The sequence below is a fragment of the Stenotrophomonas geniculata ATCC 19374 = JCM 13324 genome (assembly GCF_001431625.1).
Taxonomy (GTDB): Bacteria; Pseudomonadota; Gammaproteobacteria; order Xanthomonadales; family Xanthomonadaceae; genus Stenotrophomonas; species Stenotrophomonas geniculata.
In genome coordinates this window covers 1-15,799 of record NZ_LLXT01000013.1, presented here as the reverse complement: position 1 = coordinate 15,799, position 15,799 = coordinate 1, and the positions used below count along the sequence as shown (strand labels likewise).

Sequence of the window (15,799 nt, the reverse complement as noted above, 5' to 3'; positions counted from 1 at the left end):
TTCATTTCGATCCGCACCATCACACATTCGTCACAAAGATGTGCGTACCACAACAAGCGGACAATCCCGTCACTCAAAGTCTCGCCAATCGGACATTTTTGTCCGAACATAATTCCATGACTGCCCAACGTGCCGATGCTGCTGCCCGCCGTGCCCTCATCCTCGACGCCGCCGATCATGTGTTCGGCCAACACGGTGTCACCGCCCCGCTGGACCTGGTGGTCGAACGCGCCCAGGTGGGCCGCGCCACCCTGTACCGCAACTTTCCCGACCGCACCGCGCTGATCCAGGCACTGCTGCAGCGTACGGTCGACCGCATCCGGCGCCAGGTCGAACAGCTCGGCGACCGCGACGATGCCCTGTTCGAGGTGTTCGAGGGCATGGCCCAGCGCATCATCGATTCACCTGCCTTGGCCGACTACTGGCGCGCAGTGGATTCGGACGTGCCGGCCATGCGCACCGCGCGCGAGACCGTGCGCGATCTGCTGGAAGCACCGATCGCCCGTGCCAAGGCCGCCGGCCTGTGCCGTGCCGACCTGGAGAAGACGGACATTTCACTCATCTCGGGCATGCTGGGCGCGGCCCTGCGCGGCAAGACCCGCGACGAGCGCGCCCACCTGGCCGGGCGCGCCCTGCAGCTGCTGCGCGGGGGTCTCCAGGGAGCAACCAGCGAGGCCCGCTGATGGTCCAGCCGTATCTGAAGCCGGTTCCGGATTGGGAGGAGCACGAGAAGCCGACCATGCCCGGTTCAGCTTCGATGCCCTGGCACCCACCGTACCGTCGGTTGGCCTATGCACTGGTATCGCTGCTGGTGGCGATCACCGGCGGCCTCGGCAATGCGCTGGTCACCGCCAACCTGCCGTTCCTGCAGGGCCAACTGGCACTGACCCCGACCCAGGGCAGCTGGCTGGTGGCCGCCTATGCCATGGTCAATGTCACCGCCAACCTGCTGGCCTTCAAGTTCCGCCAGCAGTACGGCATCCGCCTGTTCGCCGAGATCGGGCTGGGCCTGTATGCGGCGCTGGCGGTACTGCACCTGTTCGTCGGCAGCTTCGAGACCACGATGCTGACCCGCGCCGCCAGCGGCTTCGCGGGTGCGGCCTGTTCGACACTGGGCACGCTGTACATGCTGCAGGCGCTGCCGCGTCGCTTCACCGGCAATCTGCTGGTCGTCGGTGTCGGCCTCTCGCAGCTGGCGGTGCCGATCGCCTGGATCGTGTCGCCGGGCCTGGTCGATACCGGACAGTGGCACCAGCTCTACTCGTTTGAGGCCGGGCTGGCACTGTGCGCGTTCGCGGCGGTGGTGGTGCTGAAGCTGCCGCCCGGCATCCAGGTGAAGGCGTTCGAGCCGCTGGACTTCCTCACGTTCGCCCTGCTCGCACCGGCCGTCGCCCTGCTGGTGATCGTGCTGGCGCAGGGCTACACCCGCTGGTGGCTCAACACGCCATGGCTGGGCTGGGCTCTGGTCGCCTCGATCGCGCTGTCCACCACCGCCTTCATCATCGAGCACTACCGGCGCAATCCGCTGCTGCAGATCCGCTGGCTGTCGAAGCGGCCGGTACTGCACTTCATCGTCGGTGCGTTCCTGATCCGATTCCTCACCACCGAGCAGTCCTACGGCGTGATCAACCTGATGCGCACGCTGGGCATGGGGCCTGACCAGATGCGCCCGCTGTTCGTAGTGATCCTCGCCGGGGTGATCGTCGGCATCGCTGGCGCCTCGCTCACCTTCGGCCCCAAGCGGCTGATCGCCCAGCTGCTGATGGCGATCCTGCTGCTGGGCGCCGCCGCGTTCTTCGACCAGCACCGCACCAGCCTGGACCGGCCACACGATTTCTACGCCAGCCAGTTCCTGGCCTCGGTCGGTGCCGGTATGTTCATGGGCCCGCTGATCATGCTCGGCATCTCTGCCGCGTTGAAACAGGGCGTGGATCACATGCTCACCTTCCTGGTGACGCTGTCGATCACCCAGACGCTGGGTGGCCTGGCCGGCTCGGCGGTGCTGGGCACCTTCCAGCTGCATCGCGAGCAGTTGTACTCCAGCGCATTGACCAGCCAGCTCGACCCGGCCGACCCGGTGGTGGCACAACGCCTGCGCATCCAGCAGCAGCTGTACAGCGCACAGATCACCGACCCGGTGCTGCGCAGTGCGCAGGGCAGCGCGCAGCTGGCGCAGACCACTCGCCGCGAAGCCAACGTGCGTGGATTCAATGATGTGTTCACATTGAGCGGTTGGCTGGCCATCGGCTTCCTGTGCTGGTTGCTGCTGCTGTCGCTGCGCACCGCGGTGCTCAAGCAATGGCGCAAGCGCCACCCCACTTCCCCCGCTGCGGCCACGCCGGCCGCGCCCCGCTGAGTCCTCCGCCATGCCTCCCGTCCCGCCCCGACCCGACGACAACGTGACCCCTCCGCCGCCGACCGACGCGGCACCTGCGCCCACGCCCGTTGAGCCGGCGGTCGCGCCGAAGTACCTCAAGCCCAGCGCGCGCAGCGTAGTGGTGATGGTGGTGGTCGCCCTGCTGGGCATTGCGCTGATCCTGCGCGCCTGGCACCTGTGGCCATTCACCAGCAGCGTGATGGTGACCGACAACGCCTATGTACGCGGGCAGATCACGGTGATGGCGCCGCAGGTGAACGGCTACGTGACCGAAGTGCTGGTGAAGGACTTCCAGCACGTGAAGCAGGGCGAGCCGCTGCTGCGCATCGATGACCGCATCTACGCGCAGCGCGTCGCCCAGGCGCAGGCGACGCTGGACAGCGCACGCGCGGCGTTGGCCAACTCGGACCAGTCGCAGGCGCAGAACCGTGCGCAGATCGCCTCCGCACACGCCACGTTGTCGGCCGGCCAGGCGGAGCTGCAACGCTCACGCAACGAGCTGAAGCGCTACGAGGAGCTGGCCGCGCAGCAACTGGTGTCAGTCAACGACCGCGACAAGTTCCGCACCACCCAGGCGTCGGCACAGGCCAGCGTCCAGCAGTCACAGGCGCAGATCCGCATTGCCGAGGAAACCCTGGTATCGACCCAGGTGGCGCGCAAGAGCCTGGAAGCGCAGGTGGAGAGCGCGCAGGCGCAGCTGGAACTGGCCCGCATCGATCTGGCCAACACGGTGATCCACGCACCGCGCGACGGCCAGATCAGCGAGGCCAGCGTACGCGTGGGCCAGTACGTCGCTGCCGGTTCGCAGCTGCTGTTCCTGGTACCTGACACGTTGTGGGTGGTGGCCAACTACAAGGAAGGCCAGACCTGGGGCATGGCGATCGGCCAGCCGGCCACGTTCTCGGTGGACGCGTTCCAGGGGCAGGTGCTGCGGGGCCGCGTGCAGGAGATCGCGCCGGCTACCGGCTCGGAATTCAGCGTGCTGCGCCCGGACAATGCCAGCGGCAACTTCACCAAGGTGGTGCAGCGGCTGCCGGTACGGATTTCGATCAACGAGGGCCAGAAGCTGGCGGCACAACTGCGGCCCGGCATGTCGGTGATCGTGCGGGTGGATACCGCAAGCAAGCCGATGGACTAGCGTTTGTCATGAAACGGGGGTCAGATCCCTTTTGCCAAGGCAAAAGGGATCTGACCCCAGGACCCATTGCTCAGCCCGCGCAGCGCGCGCAGAGGCCGTGCACTTCCAGAGTCTGCGCCTGCGGCTGGAAACCCAGCTCCTTGGCGCGCTTCTCCAGCTGGGTGACGATTTCGCGGTCTTCCAGCTCCACCGCGCTGTGGCAGCTGTTGCAGATCAGGAACGGCACCGAATGCGCGGCGCTGCTGGGATGGTGGCAGGCCACGAAGGCATTGACCGACTCCAGCTTGTGCACGAAGCCATTGGCCATCAGGAAATCCAGCGCGCGGTACACGGTGGGCGGGGCATCAGCGCCCACGCCCTTGCCGTTGCGCACCCATTCCAGCAGCTCGTAGGCCTTGACCGGCTTGCCGGCCTCGGCGATCAGCTTCAGCACATTGGCGCGGATCGGGGTCAGGCGCAGCCCGCGTTCGCGCGAGACGCGCTCGACCACCGCCACAAAATCCGATGCATCGTGGACGTGGTGGTGCGGGGCCGTACAGGCAGTGGCGGTCTTGGCGGGCATGCGTGTTCTCCGGTTCGGGCCTGGCAAGGATGCCTCAGGCCGTTGCTACCTTGGTGATGGCCACATCAATGCGTTTCAAGGCCTGCTCGCGGCCGGCCAGGTACACGGTATGGGAAATGTCAGGGCTGACCTGGGTGCCGGTGATGGCCACGCGCAGCGGCTGGGCGACCTTGCCCATGCCGATCTCCAGCGCGGCGGCGACGTCGTGCAGGGCCACGCCCACCGACTCGGCGGTCCATTCCGGCAGGGCTGCCAGCAGCTCGCGGGCCTTGCCCAGCGCCACCTCGGCACCGGCCTTGAAGTGCTTGGCCACCGCCGCTTCGTCGTACTCGGTCAGCGGCTGGTACCAGATCACGGCCTTTTCGGCCATTTCCTTCAGGGTCTGCACGCGCTCACGCAGGGCGATCACCACGTCCTCCGGGGCCGGGCCGGCGGCCACGTCCAGGCCCAGCTTCTGCAGCTGGTAGACCAGGTGCGGCACGATGGCGGCCACGTCCTCGGTCTTCAGGAAATGCTGGTTGACCCAGCCCAGCTTGGCCATGTCCAGGCGCGAGGCCTTGGAATTGCAGTCCTTCACGTCGAACAGGTCGATCAGTTCCTGGCGGCTGAACAGCTCCTGGTCACCGTGCGACCAGCCCAGCCGGGCCAGGTAGCTCAGCAGCGCATCGGGCAGGTAGCCGGCGTCCTTGTACTGCATCACGTCGGCCGCGCCGGTGCGCTTGGACAGCTTGGCCCCCTGCTCGTCCAGGATCATCGGCATGTGGCCGAACTTCGGCACCGGCGCACCGATGCCTTCGTACAGGTTGATCTGGCGCGGGGTGTTGTTGATGTGGTCGTCACCGCGGATGACCTCGGTGATGCCCATGTCCCAGTCGTCCACCACCACCGCGAAGTTGTAGGTGGGGTAGCCGTCCGGACGGAAGATGACCATGTCATCCAGCTCGCTGTTGGCGATCTCGATGCGGCCCTTGATCAGGTCGTCGAACACCACCGTACCTTCCAGCGGGTTCTTGAAGCGGATGACGCGGTTCGGGTCGTCCCTGTACGGCAGGCCCAGTTCGCGTGCAGCGCCGTTGTAACGCGGCTTTTCCTGCTTGGCCATGGCGGCCTCGCGCATCGCATCCAGCTCTTCGCGGGTTTCGTAGGCGTAGTACGCCTTGCCGTCGGCGATCAGCTGCTCGGCCACTTCCTGGTAACGGGCGACGCGGTCAGTCTGGTAGATCGGGCCCTCGTCGTAGTCCAGGCCCAGCCACTCCATCGCCTCCAGGATGGCGTCGATCGCGCCCTGGGTGCTGCGTTCACGATCGGTGTCCTCGATGCGCAGCACGAACTCGCCGCCACGGTGGCGGGCCTCCAGCCAGCAGTACAGCGCAGTGCGGGCACCACCGATGTGCAGGTAGCCGGTGGGACTGGGGGCGAAGCGGGTGCGGCAGGTCATGGACGGCTCGAGGAACGGGAATCCCCCGATTTTACCACCAGCCCCGGAAAGGCAAGGAGGGGCGGACGCATCCCGCCCCTCCCGCCAGGTTTTTCAGGGCTGCGGTTCAGCCTTGCGCGGGAACGACTGCTCGCGCATCGCCGCGTTGTAGGCGAACGAGGCGACGATGGCCGCGGCCTGCTTCAGGTCTTCCGGTTCGGCGTGGTCCCAGGTATCCAGGTGGCTGTGGTGGACGTTGGTGAAGTAGTCCAGCCGGTCCTGGATGAACTGGAAGCCCGGAAGGCCGATGCGGTCGAAGCTGATGTGGTCGGTACTGCCGGTGTTGCGGGTGGCCACGGTGGTGGCGCCCACGTCATGGAACGGCGCCAGCCAGGCTTCGAAGATCGGCATCGCCGCCAGGTTTTCCTGCGCGTAGATGCCCCGGAAGCGGCCCGAGCCGTTGTCCATGTTGAAGTAGACCTGGAACTTGCTGTAGTCGCGGGTCTTCTGCAATGCACCGGTCGGCTCGCGCAGCGAGGCCGGCAGCGCCTTCTGGGCCGGGTCGGTGGGTTCCGGGAAACGACCGAAGTGCTTGGCCACATAGGCCTGCGAGCCGATCAGGCCCTGCTCCTCACCGCTCCACAACGCCACGCGGATGGTGCGCTTCGGCTTGGCGCCGGTGGCCTTGAGGATGCGCATCGCCTCCATCATCACCGCCACGCCGGCCGCGTTGTCAGCCGCGCCGGTGCCGCTGTGCCAGGAATCCAGGTGAGCGCCGATCATCACCACTTCGTCGGGCCTGCTGCTGCCGCGGATCTCGGCCAGCGTGTTGTAGCCGGGCTGGTCAGCCTCGTCGGTGAAGCGCGCGGCTACATCCACGCGCAGGCGTACCGGCTGCTTGGCATCCAGCGCGCGCACCAGCGGATTGAAGTGCTCGGCGATCATCGCCAGTTCCGGGATGCCCACCGATTCGCCGGCCTTGCGCGAACCACCGCCGGCGACGCGGATGATGCCGTTGTCCCAGCTGCTGATGCTGATCGCGGCCAGCGCGCCCTCTTCGACGAAGAAGGCGTTGACCTTGGCGGCCAGCTCCTGGCGTTCCTTGTATTCCTTCACCCGCTTGGCCCGCTCGGCGGCGACGTCCTTGGGCAGGGTGAATTCCTGCAGGCCCTCCAGCGAGGTGGCGTCATGCCGGTGCGAGTCCGGCTCGGTGCCGCGCTTGTACTCGCGCGCCTCGCCCAGCAGCAGGATCTTGCCGCGCAGCTTGCCGCGATACTTTTCGATGTCCTCGGGCTTCTTGATCTCCACGTGCACCAGCTCGCCCTCAACCGGTCCCTTGGTGCCTGGCGTCCAGGCCTTGGGCAGCGCATGCAGCGGCTGCACGCGGTCACCCAGCATTTCCACGCTGGCCGAGGTGAACTCCCAGCCACGGCCGAAGCCATCGAAGGCTTCGTCGTGCACGTTGTCCAGCTTCCATTCGCTGAACTTGCCGCGGGTCCACGCGTTGGCGCGGCCCATCGCCGGCGAATTGGTCAGGCGCGGGCCGATGCGTTCGGTGAGGTAGCTGAAGGTATCCATCACCTGCGAACGGTGGAAGGCCTCCTGGCGGATGCGGCTGACCATGTCCAGGTCCACCGACTCGCGCTGCTGCGCCATTGCATTGCCACCCATCGCCAGCGCTACGGCCAGCACGCCCCACTTCAACACATCGCACCCCTGCCCTTCGGCTCGATCATCAACCCATCGAGTCTAGCCAGCAGGGGCGCGCCGATACCGTCCCATCGGTCATGGGCAGGAGCGTGCGAACCAAGGTTCGCACCCACAGGTGACCGGTCAGCTCGCACCCACCAGAGGGCTGGGTTCCCGCCAGTAGATCCACGCCATGCGTGGATGAACAACCCGATCACCCACTCCACCCCAACCACAACTGCGCCCGCTCCGGCAGCAACAACAACCAATGCCGCCGATCGATGCTGCTGCAGCCATACACCGACGCGTGTGCCGGCCAGTCATCCGGCAGGCCGCCGATGCCGATCTCGGCCAGCGCCTCCGCCCCGGCCTTCCATGGCCGGTAGCGCGGCACCCGGCCGGCCACCGCGCCGCGTCCCTGCCGCGCGTCCTGCAGCCAGCGCAGTCCCTGCCCCTGCAATCCCTCGCAGGTCACCGCCGCCAGCTGGAAGCGGACCAGGCCGGGGGCGATCCGTGCCCCCGGCAGGGCCGCCAGCACGCCATGTGCCTGCAGCAGTGCATCCACTTCCAGCAGGGCCGGAATGCCCTGCCGTGCCCGTTGCCGCAATCCCTGGCGCCAGCCCATGACGTACTCCTTACTTCAGTTCCGCGCCAAGCGCGTACCAGTCGACCCGGCGCGTCACCCACATCGCCAGCGCCAGGATCACGAACAGCAGCAGCGAACCCATCAGCAGCGCGTTGTTCTCCGACACCAGCAGGCCATACAGCGCGCCGTACAGCACGGTCAGCAGCGCAGCGAAGCCGAGACCGCGCTTCCAATGGCCCAGCACGTTGGCCAGGTACACCGCCTGCAGGCCGATACAGGCCACCGCCGATACCAGGTAGGCCTTCCAGAACGCGATGTGCTCGGACAGGCTGATCAGCAACAGGAAGAAGATCGCCAACGCCAGGCCCACCATCAGGTACTGCAGCGGGTGGATGCGCAGCGACTTGATCAGTTCGAACAGGATGAAGCCGACGAAGGTGAGCAGCACGAACAGCACGCCGTACTTCGAGGCGCGATCGGCCTGGGTGTAAGCATCGACTGGATCGACCAGCGATACCGTCACCGCCTGCGAATCGACCGAACCGTCATTGCGCAGCTGTCGCTGTGCGTCGGAGGCCAGCGAGGACACGGCCCAGCGCGCATCGAAACCCTGTGCATCAACGCGTCGCTCATTGGGCAGGAACGCCCCGCTGAACGACGGGTGCGGCCAGCTCGAACGCAGCGCGATATGCGTATCGTCGCCCACCGGCACCACCGACAGCATGCGGCTGCCGTCCAGGCGCAGTTCCAGCTCCACGGTGCTGGCGGCCAGCGTGCCGCCCTGGTCTTCGGCAAACCCGGTCACCGGTGCATGCAGACCGCGGCCGACTTCGCTGGCAGCGCCCACGCCGGGCAGCAGCCGCAGCTGCTTGCCATCCACGCGCAGATTCGGCGTACCGACCAGGCCACGCACATCGGAAATGCCCACGGCTACATACGGCTGGCCGTAACTGCGGCCGGCCTTCACCGGATAGTCGTCTTCGGCGAACGTCGCCTTCATCTGGCCGTTCCAGCTGTAGACCGGCACCTTGAACAGCCCGACCTCACGCTGGCTCGGCAGCATCTCACCGCCCACCTCCAGCGACGCCGGCATCTGCAACCAGTGCCCCTCGGTGACCTGCACCTCGGTCTTCTTGACGCCCAGCGGATCGACCAGTTCAACCTGCTTGCGCTCCACCCACGGCACCACCCGCACCGGCCCGACCAGCTGCTGCGCACCGGCGCGGCTGTCGGCCACCCGCGAGAAGGCCTCATCGCGGTACGCACTGCGTTCGTTGATGACCCCGCGGATCATCGTCAGCGGGATCAGCAGCAGCAGGATCAGCCCGCCGACAATGGCGAACCGCAGCAGCATCTTCAGGGATTTCATGGTCCATCCTCGTTGGAGAGGACTGCAGGATGGACCGCTGCAGTGAGCTGGGTTTGTGGCGAATTTGAAGCGAGTGTGAAGTCAGCGGCGCGGGCGCTGGCCCGGTGTACCCAGCGGCAACCACAGGCTGGCTACGGTACCGCCGCCGTCGCGTGCATCGACACTGGCGCGCCCATCGTGCAGGCGCGCGACTTCCCGCACGAACGGCAGGCCCAGGCCGGAACTGCGCCGCCCGCTGCCGGGGCGCGCCAGCGAATAGAAACGTTCGAACACCCGCTCACGCGCGTAGTCGGGAATGCCGGCGCCACGGTCGGCCACCTGCAGGCGCACGCCCTGCCCGTCCACCTCGGCCTGCAGCGCGATCTCCGCGCCAGCCGGCGAGAAGGCAATCGCGTTGTCGATCAGGTTGTGCAGTGCCTGTCGCAGCAGGTAGCCGTCGCCCTGCACCTGCAGGTCGGGCACGCTGCCGATGCGGACCTGCACGCCTGCCGCTTGTGCGCGCACCTGCGCGGCAGCGGCCGCATCGGCCAGCAATGCCGGCAGCGCGATCCGGTCGCGGGTCTGCAGCCAGCCGTGCTGTTCCACTTCAGCCAGTGCCAGCAGCTTGTCGATGGTCTCGGTCAGCCGCTCCTGCTGGTCGACAATGCTGCGCGCGAAATGCACGCGATCGGCTTCGGGCAGCGGCTCCTGCAGCAGCTCGGCGGCACCGCGGATGGCCGCCAGCGGGCTCTTCATCTCATGCGTCAGCGACTGCACGTACTGCTCGACGTAGGCCTTGCCTTCCAGCTTGCGGCGCATCGTTTCCAGCGCCTGGCCGAGATCGCCGATCTCGTCGCGGCGGCGGCGCGGCGGCGGCACCGGTTCGCCGGCGCTGACCGCACGCGCATAGCGGCTGAGCTGGCCCAGGCCGGTGGTCAGCCACATCGTCACCAGCACACCGACCAGCGCCGACAAGCCGATCAGCCAGGCCCCGCGCTCGATGATGGCGCGCTGGCTGGCGGCGATGAACGGATCGATGCTGCGGTTGGGCTGCGCCAGGCTGAGCACGCCGATGAGGGTGCGCCCATCGGCCGGGTCATATACGGGCGCCGCCACATGCATCACCGTGTCGCCCTCTTCGCCGGCAATCTCGGGACTGGAACGCGCGCCGTACTCACCTCGCAGGGTGCGATAGACATCATTCCAGCGCGAGTTGTCGCGCCCCAGGTCGCGGCCCAGCGAGTCGTAGATGACGATGCCCTTGGCATCGGTGATGGTCACCCGGTAATCCAGCGAGCGCTTCGGGAAGCGCCAGACCATCGCCTTCAGGTCGCGCTGGCGTGCCTTGGCGAGGTTGCGGGTGAAGCTGCCGCTGCGGATGGTGCCGGCCTTGACGTCGGCGGCGGCCATTTCGGCCAGCACGTTGGCCGCATCGACCAGGGTCGATTCCATCGCCTGGCGCACACCGGGCTTCACTTCGTTGACGAACACGCGCATCACGAAGAACGCCGCGATGCCGGTGATCAGGAAGAAGCCCAGGAACAGCTTCAGTACCAGGCGCATCGGCTAGACCTCCAGCGCGTAGCCAAGGCCACGGTGGGTACGGATCGGGTCGTCGCTGGCACCGGCCGCGCGCAGCTTGGCGCGCAGCGTCTTTACATGCGTATCAACGGTGCGGTCGGCGCTGTCGGCGCTGCTGTCCCAGCCACGGTCCATCAGCTGGGCACGGCTGAGGATGGCGCCCGGGCGCAGCAGCAGCGCTTCCAGCAGCGCGTACTCGTAGCGGGTCAGGTCCAGTGCCTGGCCACGGAAGCGGATGCGCCGGCCTTCGCGGTCGATGGCAAAGGCGCCATGTTCCTGCCAGCCCCCATCGGCGCCGGGTGCTGCCACGACCGGTGCCGAGCGGCGCAGGCGCGCACGCACCCGTGCCACCAGCTCGCGCGGCGAGAACGGCTTGGTCATGTAGTCGTCGGCGCCCAGCTCCAGGCCGAGCACCCGGTCCACTTCGTCGTTGCGGGCGGTCAGGAAGATCACCGGCAGCTGCGCCGACGGCCCGGGCTGCGCGCGCAGTCGCCTGCAGACCTCGAAGCCGCCCAGGTCGGGCAGGCCCACGTCCAGCACCACCACGTCGATATCCCCGGCCTGCAGCCGTTGCAGGGCCTCGCCGCCCAGCAGGCAGTGGCTGGCGGCATAGCCCTCGCTGCGCAGCGCATAGAGCACGGTTTCGGCGATGGCGGCTTCGTCCTCGACCACCAGGACATGGGCAACAGGAGCTGTCATGGCGCGCAGCATAGCCGCTGCGGCCGCCGCCCCGTACACTGCCGCCCATGAACTATCGCCACGCCTTCCATGCCGGCAACCATGCCGACGTGCTCAAACACATCGTGCAGCTGGCCCTGATCGACAGCTTCAAGCGCAAGGACAGCCCGTTCTTCGTGCTCGACACCCACGGCGGTGCTGGCCGCTACCTGCTGGCCAGCGAAGAGAGCCGCAAGACCCTGGAGGCCGAATCCGGGATCATGCGGCTGATGGCCCAGCCCAGGCTGCCGGAGGTGGTCGAGCGCTACCTGAAGGCGGTGCAGGCCGACAATCCGGTGGGCGCACTGACCAATTATCCGGGCTCGCCGCTGCTGAGCGCGCAGGCCATGCGCCCCCAGGACCGCATGGCGGTCTGTGAGCTGCAGGAAGCCGAAACGGCCACGCTGAAGGCCCTGTTCGCCCATGACAGCCGCGTCGACGTTCGGGCGGGCGATGGCTATGCCCTGCTGCGTTCGCTGCTGCCGCCGAAGTTCAACGGCAGCAAGATCGGCCGCGGCCTGGTGCTGATCGACCCGCCCTACGAAGCCCAGGATGCCGAGTACCAGGCGGTGCTGGCCGCCCTGGCCGAAACCCTGGCACGCTGGCCGCAGGCCACCTGTGCGGTCTGGTTCCCGATCAAGCAGCGCCGCACCATCCTGCACTTCCTGCGCAAGGCCACCGCCCTGCCGGTGAAATCGGCGATGACGATCGAGTTCCTGGTGCGCCCGGACGACTCGCCGCTGCGCCTCAACGGCAGTGGCATGCTGCTGCTCAACCCGCCCTGGCAGTTCGACCGGGTGGTCGGTCCGGCCCTGCCGGCGCTGCGCCAGCACCTGGGCGAACCCGGGGCCAGCACCCGCCTGGACTGGCTCAAAGCCCCCGAATAACGGCCTTCACGAGGCTGTACCGCCGTGAGCCTTTCGTTCACGGAACGCAGCCCCGGTGATGCCACAATCGATGGACCACCAAGGAATCACCCGGTATGGCCACTCGCAACCGCATGCCGCCCTGGCATGAGATCTTCAAGGCTCCCAGCGGCCACGAGCTGCTGATCCGCCCCATCCGCCCGGAAGATGGCGCACCGCTGCAAGCGGCATTCAGCCTGTTCGGGCCGGAAGAAATCCGTGATCGTTTCCTGCAGGCGGTGACCGAGCTGTCGCCGGAAACCACCCAGCGTCTGACCCACCCCAACCCCAAGACCGAGATCACCCTGGTCGCAGCCGAGTCCCTGCCCGCGGGCGAAGCGGTGGTCGGCGCGGTCGCCCGGGCCTCGATCATCCCCGGCACCCGTGAAGCCGAGTACGCGATCCTGATCAGCCGCTTCCTGATCGGCCAAGGCCTGGGACGGCAGCTGATGCGCAAGCTGGTGAAGTGGGGCCGTGGCAAGTACCTGGACCGCCTGTACGGCGACGTTGCCGCCGAGAACGAACCGATGAAGCAGCTGGCCGCGTCGCTGGGCTTCAAGCCGGTGCCGCACCCGACCGGTGCCGAAGGCCTGGTGCGGATGGTGCTGGAGCTGGACAACTGAAGGTAGCGCCGGGCCATGCCCGGCGACGTTGATTCAACCGCTGCGCTCGCCGGGCTTGGCCCGGCGCTACACCCGCTCACGTCACGATCATGGGCCCGGCAGGGGCTTCTGCTAAAATCCGGGGTCCATGTCGCGTACCTCATACTCCGCCCCGCCGCTGCCGCGCGCCGGCCAGCTCCGCGCCTGGTGGCGCGCCCCCGCCTCGCCGACCGCCCTGGCCTGGTACCTGGCCCAGGCCGCGCGCGCGCACGACGCGCCGCTGCTGGTGATCGCCCGTGACAACCACGGTGCCAACCAGCTCGAAGCCGACCTGCAGACCCTGCTCGGCGGCGACCCGGCCCTGCCGGTGGTCGCCTTCCCGGACTGGGAAACCCTGCCCTACGACCGCTTCAGCCCGCATCCGGACATCATCTCGCAGCGTTTGTCCGCCCTGCATCGCCTGCCCACGCTGAAGCGCGGCCTGGTGATCGTGCCGGTGCAGACCCTGCTGCAGCAGCTGGCCCCGCGCAGCTATGTGATCGGTGGCAGCTTCGACCTGAAGGTCGGCCAGCGCCTGGATCTGGAGGCCGAGAAGCGCCGCCTGGAAAGTGCCGGCTACCGCAACGTGCCGCAGGTGATGGACCCCGGCGACTTCGCCGTGCGCGGCGGCCTGCTCGACGTGTTCCCGATGGGTTCCGACGAGCCACTGCGGGTGGAACTGCTGGACGAGGACATCGATTCGATCCGTGCGTTCGATCCGGAAAGCCAGCGTTCGCTGGACAAGGTCGAGTCCGTGCACATGCTGCCCGGCCGCGAAGTGCCGATGGACGAGGCCAGCATCGCCCGCGTACTGGCCGCGCTGCGCGAGCGTTTCGATGTGGATACCCGGCGCAGTTCGCTGTACCAGGATCTGAAGTCCGGGCTGGCCCCGGCCGGCGTCGAGTACTACCTGCCGCTGTTCTTCGAACGCACCGCCACCCTGTTCGACTACCTGCCCGACGGCAGCCTGCCGGTGGTCTGCGCCGGTGCGTATGAAGCGTCCGTCGCGTTCTGGGCGCAGACCGGTGAGCGCTACGAACAACGCCGCCACGACGTCGAACGGCCGCTGCTGCCGCCGTCGGCGCTGTACCTGTCGCCAGAGCTGCTGCGCGAGCGCCTGAACGATGCCCCGCGCATCGAGGTGTGGTCGGCTGACCACGCGCGCATCGCCGATGCCCATGCGCTGGGTGACCAGCCGCTGCCGCCGCTGCCGGTGGCCGCACGCGAGGCCCCCGCAGGCGACGCGCTGAAATCCTTCCTCGGCTACTACCCGGGCCGGGTGCTGATCGCCGCCGATTCGCCAGGCCGTCGTGAAGCCCTGCTGGAAGTGCTGCAGGCCGCCGAGCTGAAGCCGCCGGTGGTGGCCGACCTGCCCGCGTTCCTCGCCGACGATGCGCGCTTCGCGATCGCCGTGGCGCCGCTGGAGGATGGCTTCGCGCTGGACGACCCGCGCATCGCGGTGCTGACCGAGCGCCAGCTGTTCCCCGAGCGCGCCGGCAGCACCCGCCGCACGCGCCGTGCCGGCCGCGAGCCGGAAGCGATCATCCGCGACCTCGGCGAGCTGACCGAGGGCGCGCCGATCGTGCACGAGGACCATGGTGTCGGCCGCTACCGTGGCCTGATCGCGATGGACGTCGGCGGCATGCCCGGCGAATTCCTGGAAATCGAATACGCCAAGGGCGACCGCCTGTATGTACCGGTCGCCCAGCTGCACCTGATCAGCCGCTATTCCGGCGCTTCGGCGGAAACCGCGCCGCTGCATTCGCTGGGTGGCGAGCAGTGGAGCAAGGCCAAGCGCAAGGCCGCCGAGAAGGTGCGCGACGTCGCTGCCGAGCTGCTGGAGATCCAGGCCCGCCGCCAGGCGCGTGCGGGTTTGGCACTGCAGGTGGACCGCGCGATGTACGAACCGTTCGCAGCCGGCTTCCCGTTCGAGGAAACCCCGGACCAGTTGGCCGCGATCGATGCCACCCTGCGCGACCTGGCCAGCAGCCAGCCGATGGACCGCGTGGTCTGCGGCGACGTCGGCTTCGGCAAGACCGAGGTCGCCGTGCGCGCGGCGTTCGCCGCCGCCAGTGCCGGCAAGCAGGTGGCCGTACTGGTGCCGACCACGCTGCTGGCCGAGCAGCACTACCGCAACTTCCGCGACCGTTTCGCCGATTACCCGCTGAAGGTCGAAGTGCTGTCGCGCTTCAAGAGCACCAAGGAGATCAAGGCCGAGCTGGAAAAGGTTGCCGCCGGCACCATCGACGTGATCGTCGGTACCCATCGCCTGCTGCAGCCGGACGTGAAGTTCAAGGACCTGGGCATGGTCATCGTCGACGAGGAACAGCGTTTTGGCGTACGCCAGAAGGAAGCGCTGAAGGCGCTGCGCGCCAACGTGCACCTGCTGACCCTGACCGCCACGCCGATTCCGCGCACGCTCAACATGGCCATGGCCGGCCTGCGCGACCTGTCGATCATCGCCACGCCGCCGCCGAACCGGCTGGCGGTGCAGACCTTCATCACCCAGTGGGACAACGCGCTGCTGCGTGAGGCCTTCCAGCGCGAGCTCGCGCGCGGTGGCCAGCTGTACTTCCTGCACAACGACGTGGAAAGCATCGGCCGCATGCAGCGCGAGCTGTCCGAGCTGGTGCCGGAGGCGCGCATCGGCATCGCCCATGGGCAGATGCCGGAGCGCGAGCTGGAAAAGGTGATGCTGGATTTCCAGAAGCAGCGCTTCAACGTGCTGCTGTCGACCACGATCATCGAATCGGGCATCGACATTCCCAACGCCAACACCATCATCATCAACCGTGCCGACCGCTTCGGCCTGGCCCAGCTGCACCAGCTGCGCGGCCG

Annotated in this window: 13 protein-coding genes; 6 read left to right on the top strand and 7 right to left on the bottom strand. The window is 67.7% G+C overall.

What is annotated here, in order from left to right:
* Positions 1-116 precede the first annotated feature (116 nt).
* From ARC63_RS00835 to ARC63_RS00825, 3 genes are read left to right on the top strand one after another with little or no spacing between them, the layout of a single operon-like run.
* Positions 117-683 carry a TetR/AcrR family transcriptional regulator gene (locus ARC63_RS00835; RefSeq protein ID WP_010483118.1) on the top strand — a complete coding sequence of 189 codons (567 nt, stop codon included), beginning with the start codon at positions 117-119 and terminating at the stop codon, positions 681-683.
* The gene (locus ARC63_RS00830; protein WP_057502285.1) at positions 683-2,356 is read left to right on the top strand and encodes an MFS transporter; all 1,674 of its coding nucleotides are present in this window, start codon (positions 683-685) and stop codon (positions 2,354-2,356) included. Before ARC63_RS00835 ends, ARC63_RS00830 begins: the two co-directional genes overlap by 1 nt.
* Positions 2,357-2,366: 10 nt before the next feature.
* Positions 2,367-3,515 (top strand): HlyD family secretion protein, encoded by a 1,149-nt coding sequence (locus ARC63_RS00825; protein ID WP_019659169.1) that lies wholly within the window; start codon positions 2,367-2,369, stop codon positions 3,513-3,515.
* 70 nt (positions 3,516-3,585) lie between these two features.
* Here the strand turns inward: ARC63_RS00825 and ARC63_RS00820 are convergent, their stop codons facing one another.
* From ARC63_RS00820 to creB, 7 genes are all read right to left on the bottom strand, one after another.
* Entirely contained in the window at positions 3,586-4,077 is a 492-nt protein-coding gene (locus tag ARC63_RS00820) for a Fur family transcriptional regulator (RefSeq protein ID WP_004150412.1), read from the bottom strand.
* Positions 4,078-4,111: 34 nt separating this feature from the next.
* Entirely contained in the window at positions 4,112-5,515 is a 1,404-nt protein-coding gene (gene gltX / locus ARC63_RS00815; RefSeq protein ID WP_043396573.1) for a glutamate--tRNA ligase, read from the bottom strand.
* Between the two features lie 93 nt (positions 5,516-5,608).
* The gene (locus ARC63_RS00810) at positions 5,609-7,201 is read right to left on the bottom strand and encodes a M28 family metallopeptidase (protein ID WP_057502284.1); all 1,593 of its coding nucleotides are present in this window, start codon (positions 7,199-7,201) and stop codon (positions 5,609-5,611) included.
* 196 nt (positions 7,202-7,397) lie between these two features.
* Positions 7,398-7,808, bottom strand: coding sequence for a hypothetical protein (locus ARC63_RS00805; protein ID WP_049482784.1), 411 nt, complete (start codon positions 7,806-7,808; stop codon positions 7,398-7,400).
* A 10-nt stretch (positions 7,809-7,818) separates the two neighbouring features.
* Positions 7,819-9,138 carry a cell envelope integrity protein CreD gene (creD, locus tag ARC63_RS00800; protein ID WP_057502283.1) on the bottom strand — a complete coding sequence of 440 codons (1,320 nt, stop codon included), beginning with the start codon at positions 9,136-9,138 and terminating at the stop codon, positions 7,819-7,821.
* 81 nt (positions 9,139-9,219) lie between these two features.
* A complete protein-coding gene (gene creC, locus ARC63_RS00795) occupies positions 9,220-10,680 on the bottom strand; it encodes a two-component system sensor histidine kinase CreC (protein ID WP_019338443.1) in 1,461 nt (486 codons plus the stop codon).
* Positions 10,681-10,683: 3 nt separating this feature from the next.
* The gene (creB, locus tag ARC63_RS00790) at positions 10,684-11,409 is read right to left on the bottom strand and encodes a two-component system response regulator CreB (RefSeq protein WP_082587789.1); all 726 of its coding nucleotides are present in this window, start codon (positions 11,407-11,409) and stop codon (positions 10,684-10,686) included.
* 35 nt (positions 11,410-11,444) lie between these two features.
* On the opposite strand from creB, the gene ARC63_RS00785 reads away from it, so the two are divergent.
* The 3 genes from ARC63_RS00785 to mfd form a co-directional block, all read left to right on the top strand.
* On the top strand, positions 11,445-12,302 hold the full coding sequence (locus ARC63_RS00785) for a 23S rRNA (adenine(2030)-N(6))-methyltransferase RlmJ (RefSeq protein WP_053499314.1): 858 nt from the start codon (positions 11,445-11,447) through the stop codon (positions 12,300-12,302).
* A 95-nt stretch (positions 12,303-12,397) separates the two neighbouring features.
* Positions 12,398-12,943: a GNAT family N-acetyltransferase gene (locus ARC63_RS00780; RefSeq protein ID WP_004150340.1), complete on the top strand. Its 546-nt coding sequence runs from the start codon at positions 12,398-12,400 to the stop codon at positions 12,941-12,943.
* A gap of 127 nt (positions 12,944-13,070) precedes the next feature.
* Positions 13,071-15,799 (top strand): transcription-repair coupling factor (gene mfd / locus ARC63_RS00775; protein WP_057502282.1); only part of this gene is annotated, 2,729 nt, incomplete at its 3' end.

What these genes read in the sequence shown, in the direction of transcription:
- ARC63_RS00835 (WP_010483118.1), top strand. Translation starts at nt 117, where the DNA reads ATGACTGCCCAACGTGCCGATGCTGCTGCCCGCCGTGCCCTCATCCTC.
- ARC63_RS00830 (WP_057502285.1), top strand. Translation starts at nt 683, where the DNA reads ATGGTCCAGCCGTATCTGAAGCCGGTTCCGGATTGGGAGGAGCACGAG.
- ARC63_RS00825 (WP_019659169.1), top strand. Translation starts at nt 2,367, where the DNA reads ATGCCTCCCGTCCCGCCCCGACCCGACGACAACGTGACCCCTCCGCCG.
- ARC63_RS00820 (WP_004150412.1), bottom strand. Translation starts at nt 4,077, where the DNA reads ATGCCCGCCAAGACCGCCACTGCCTGTACGGCCCCGCACCACCACGTC.
- gltX (WP_043396573.1), bottom strand. Translation starts at nt 5,515, where the DNA reads ATGACCTGCCGCACCCGCTTCGCCCCCAGTCCCACCGGCTACCTGCAC.
- ARC63_RS00805 (WP_049482784.1), bottom strand. Translation starts at nt 7,808, where the DNA reads ATGGGCTGGCGCCAGGGATTGCGGCAACGGGCACGGCAGGGCATTCCG.
- creD (WP_057502283.1), bottom strand. Translation starts at nt 9,138, where the DNA reads ATGAAATCCCTGAAGATGCTGCTGCGGTTCGCCATTGTCGGCGGGCTG.
- creC (WP_019338443.1), bottom strand. Translation starts at nt 10,680, where the DNA reads ATGCGCCTGGTACTGAAGCTGTTCCTGGGCTTCTTCCTGATCACCGGC.
- creB (WP_082587789.1), bottom strand. Translation starts at nt 11,409, where the DNA reads ATGCTGCGCGCCATGACAGCTCCTGTTGCCCATGTCCTGGTGGTCGAG.
- ARC63_RS00785 (WP_053499314.1), top strand. Translation starts at nt 11,445, where the DNA reads ATGAACTATCGCCACGCCTTCCATGCCGGCAACCATGCCGACGTGCTC.
- ARC63_RS00780 (WP_004150340.1), top strand. Translation starts at nt 12,398, where the DNA reads ATGGCCACTCGCAACCGCATGCCGCCCTGGCATGAGATCTTCAAGGCT.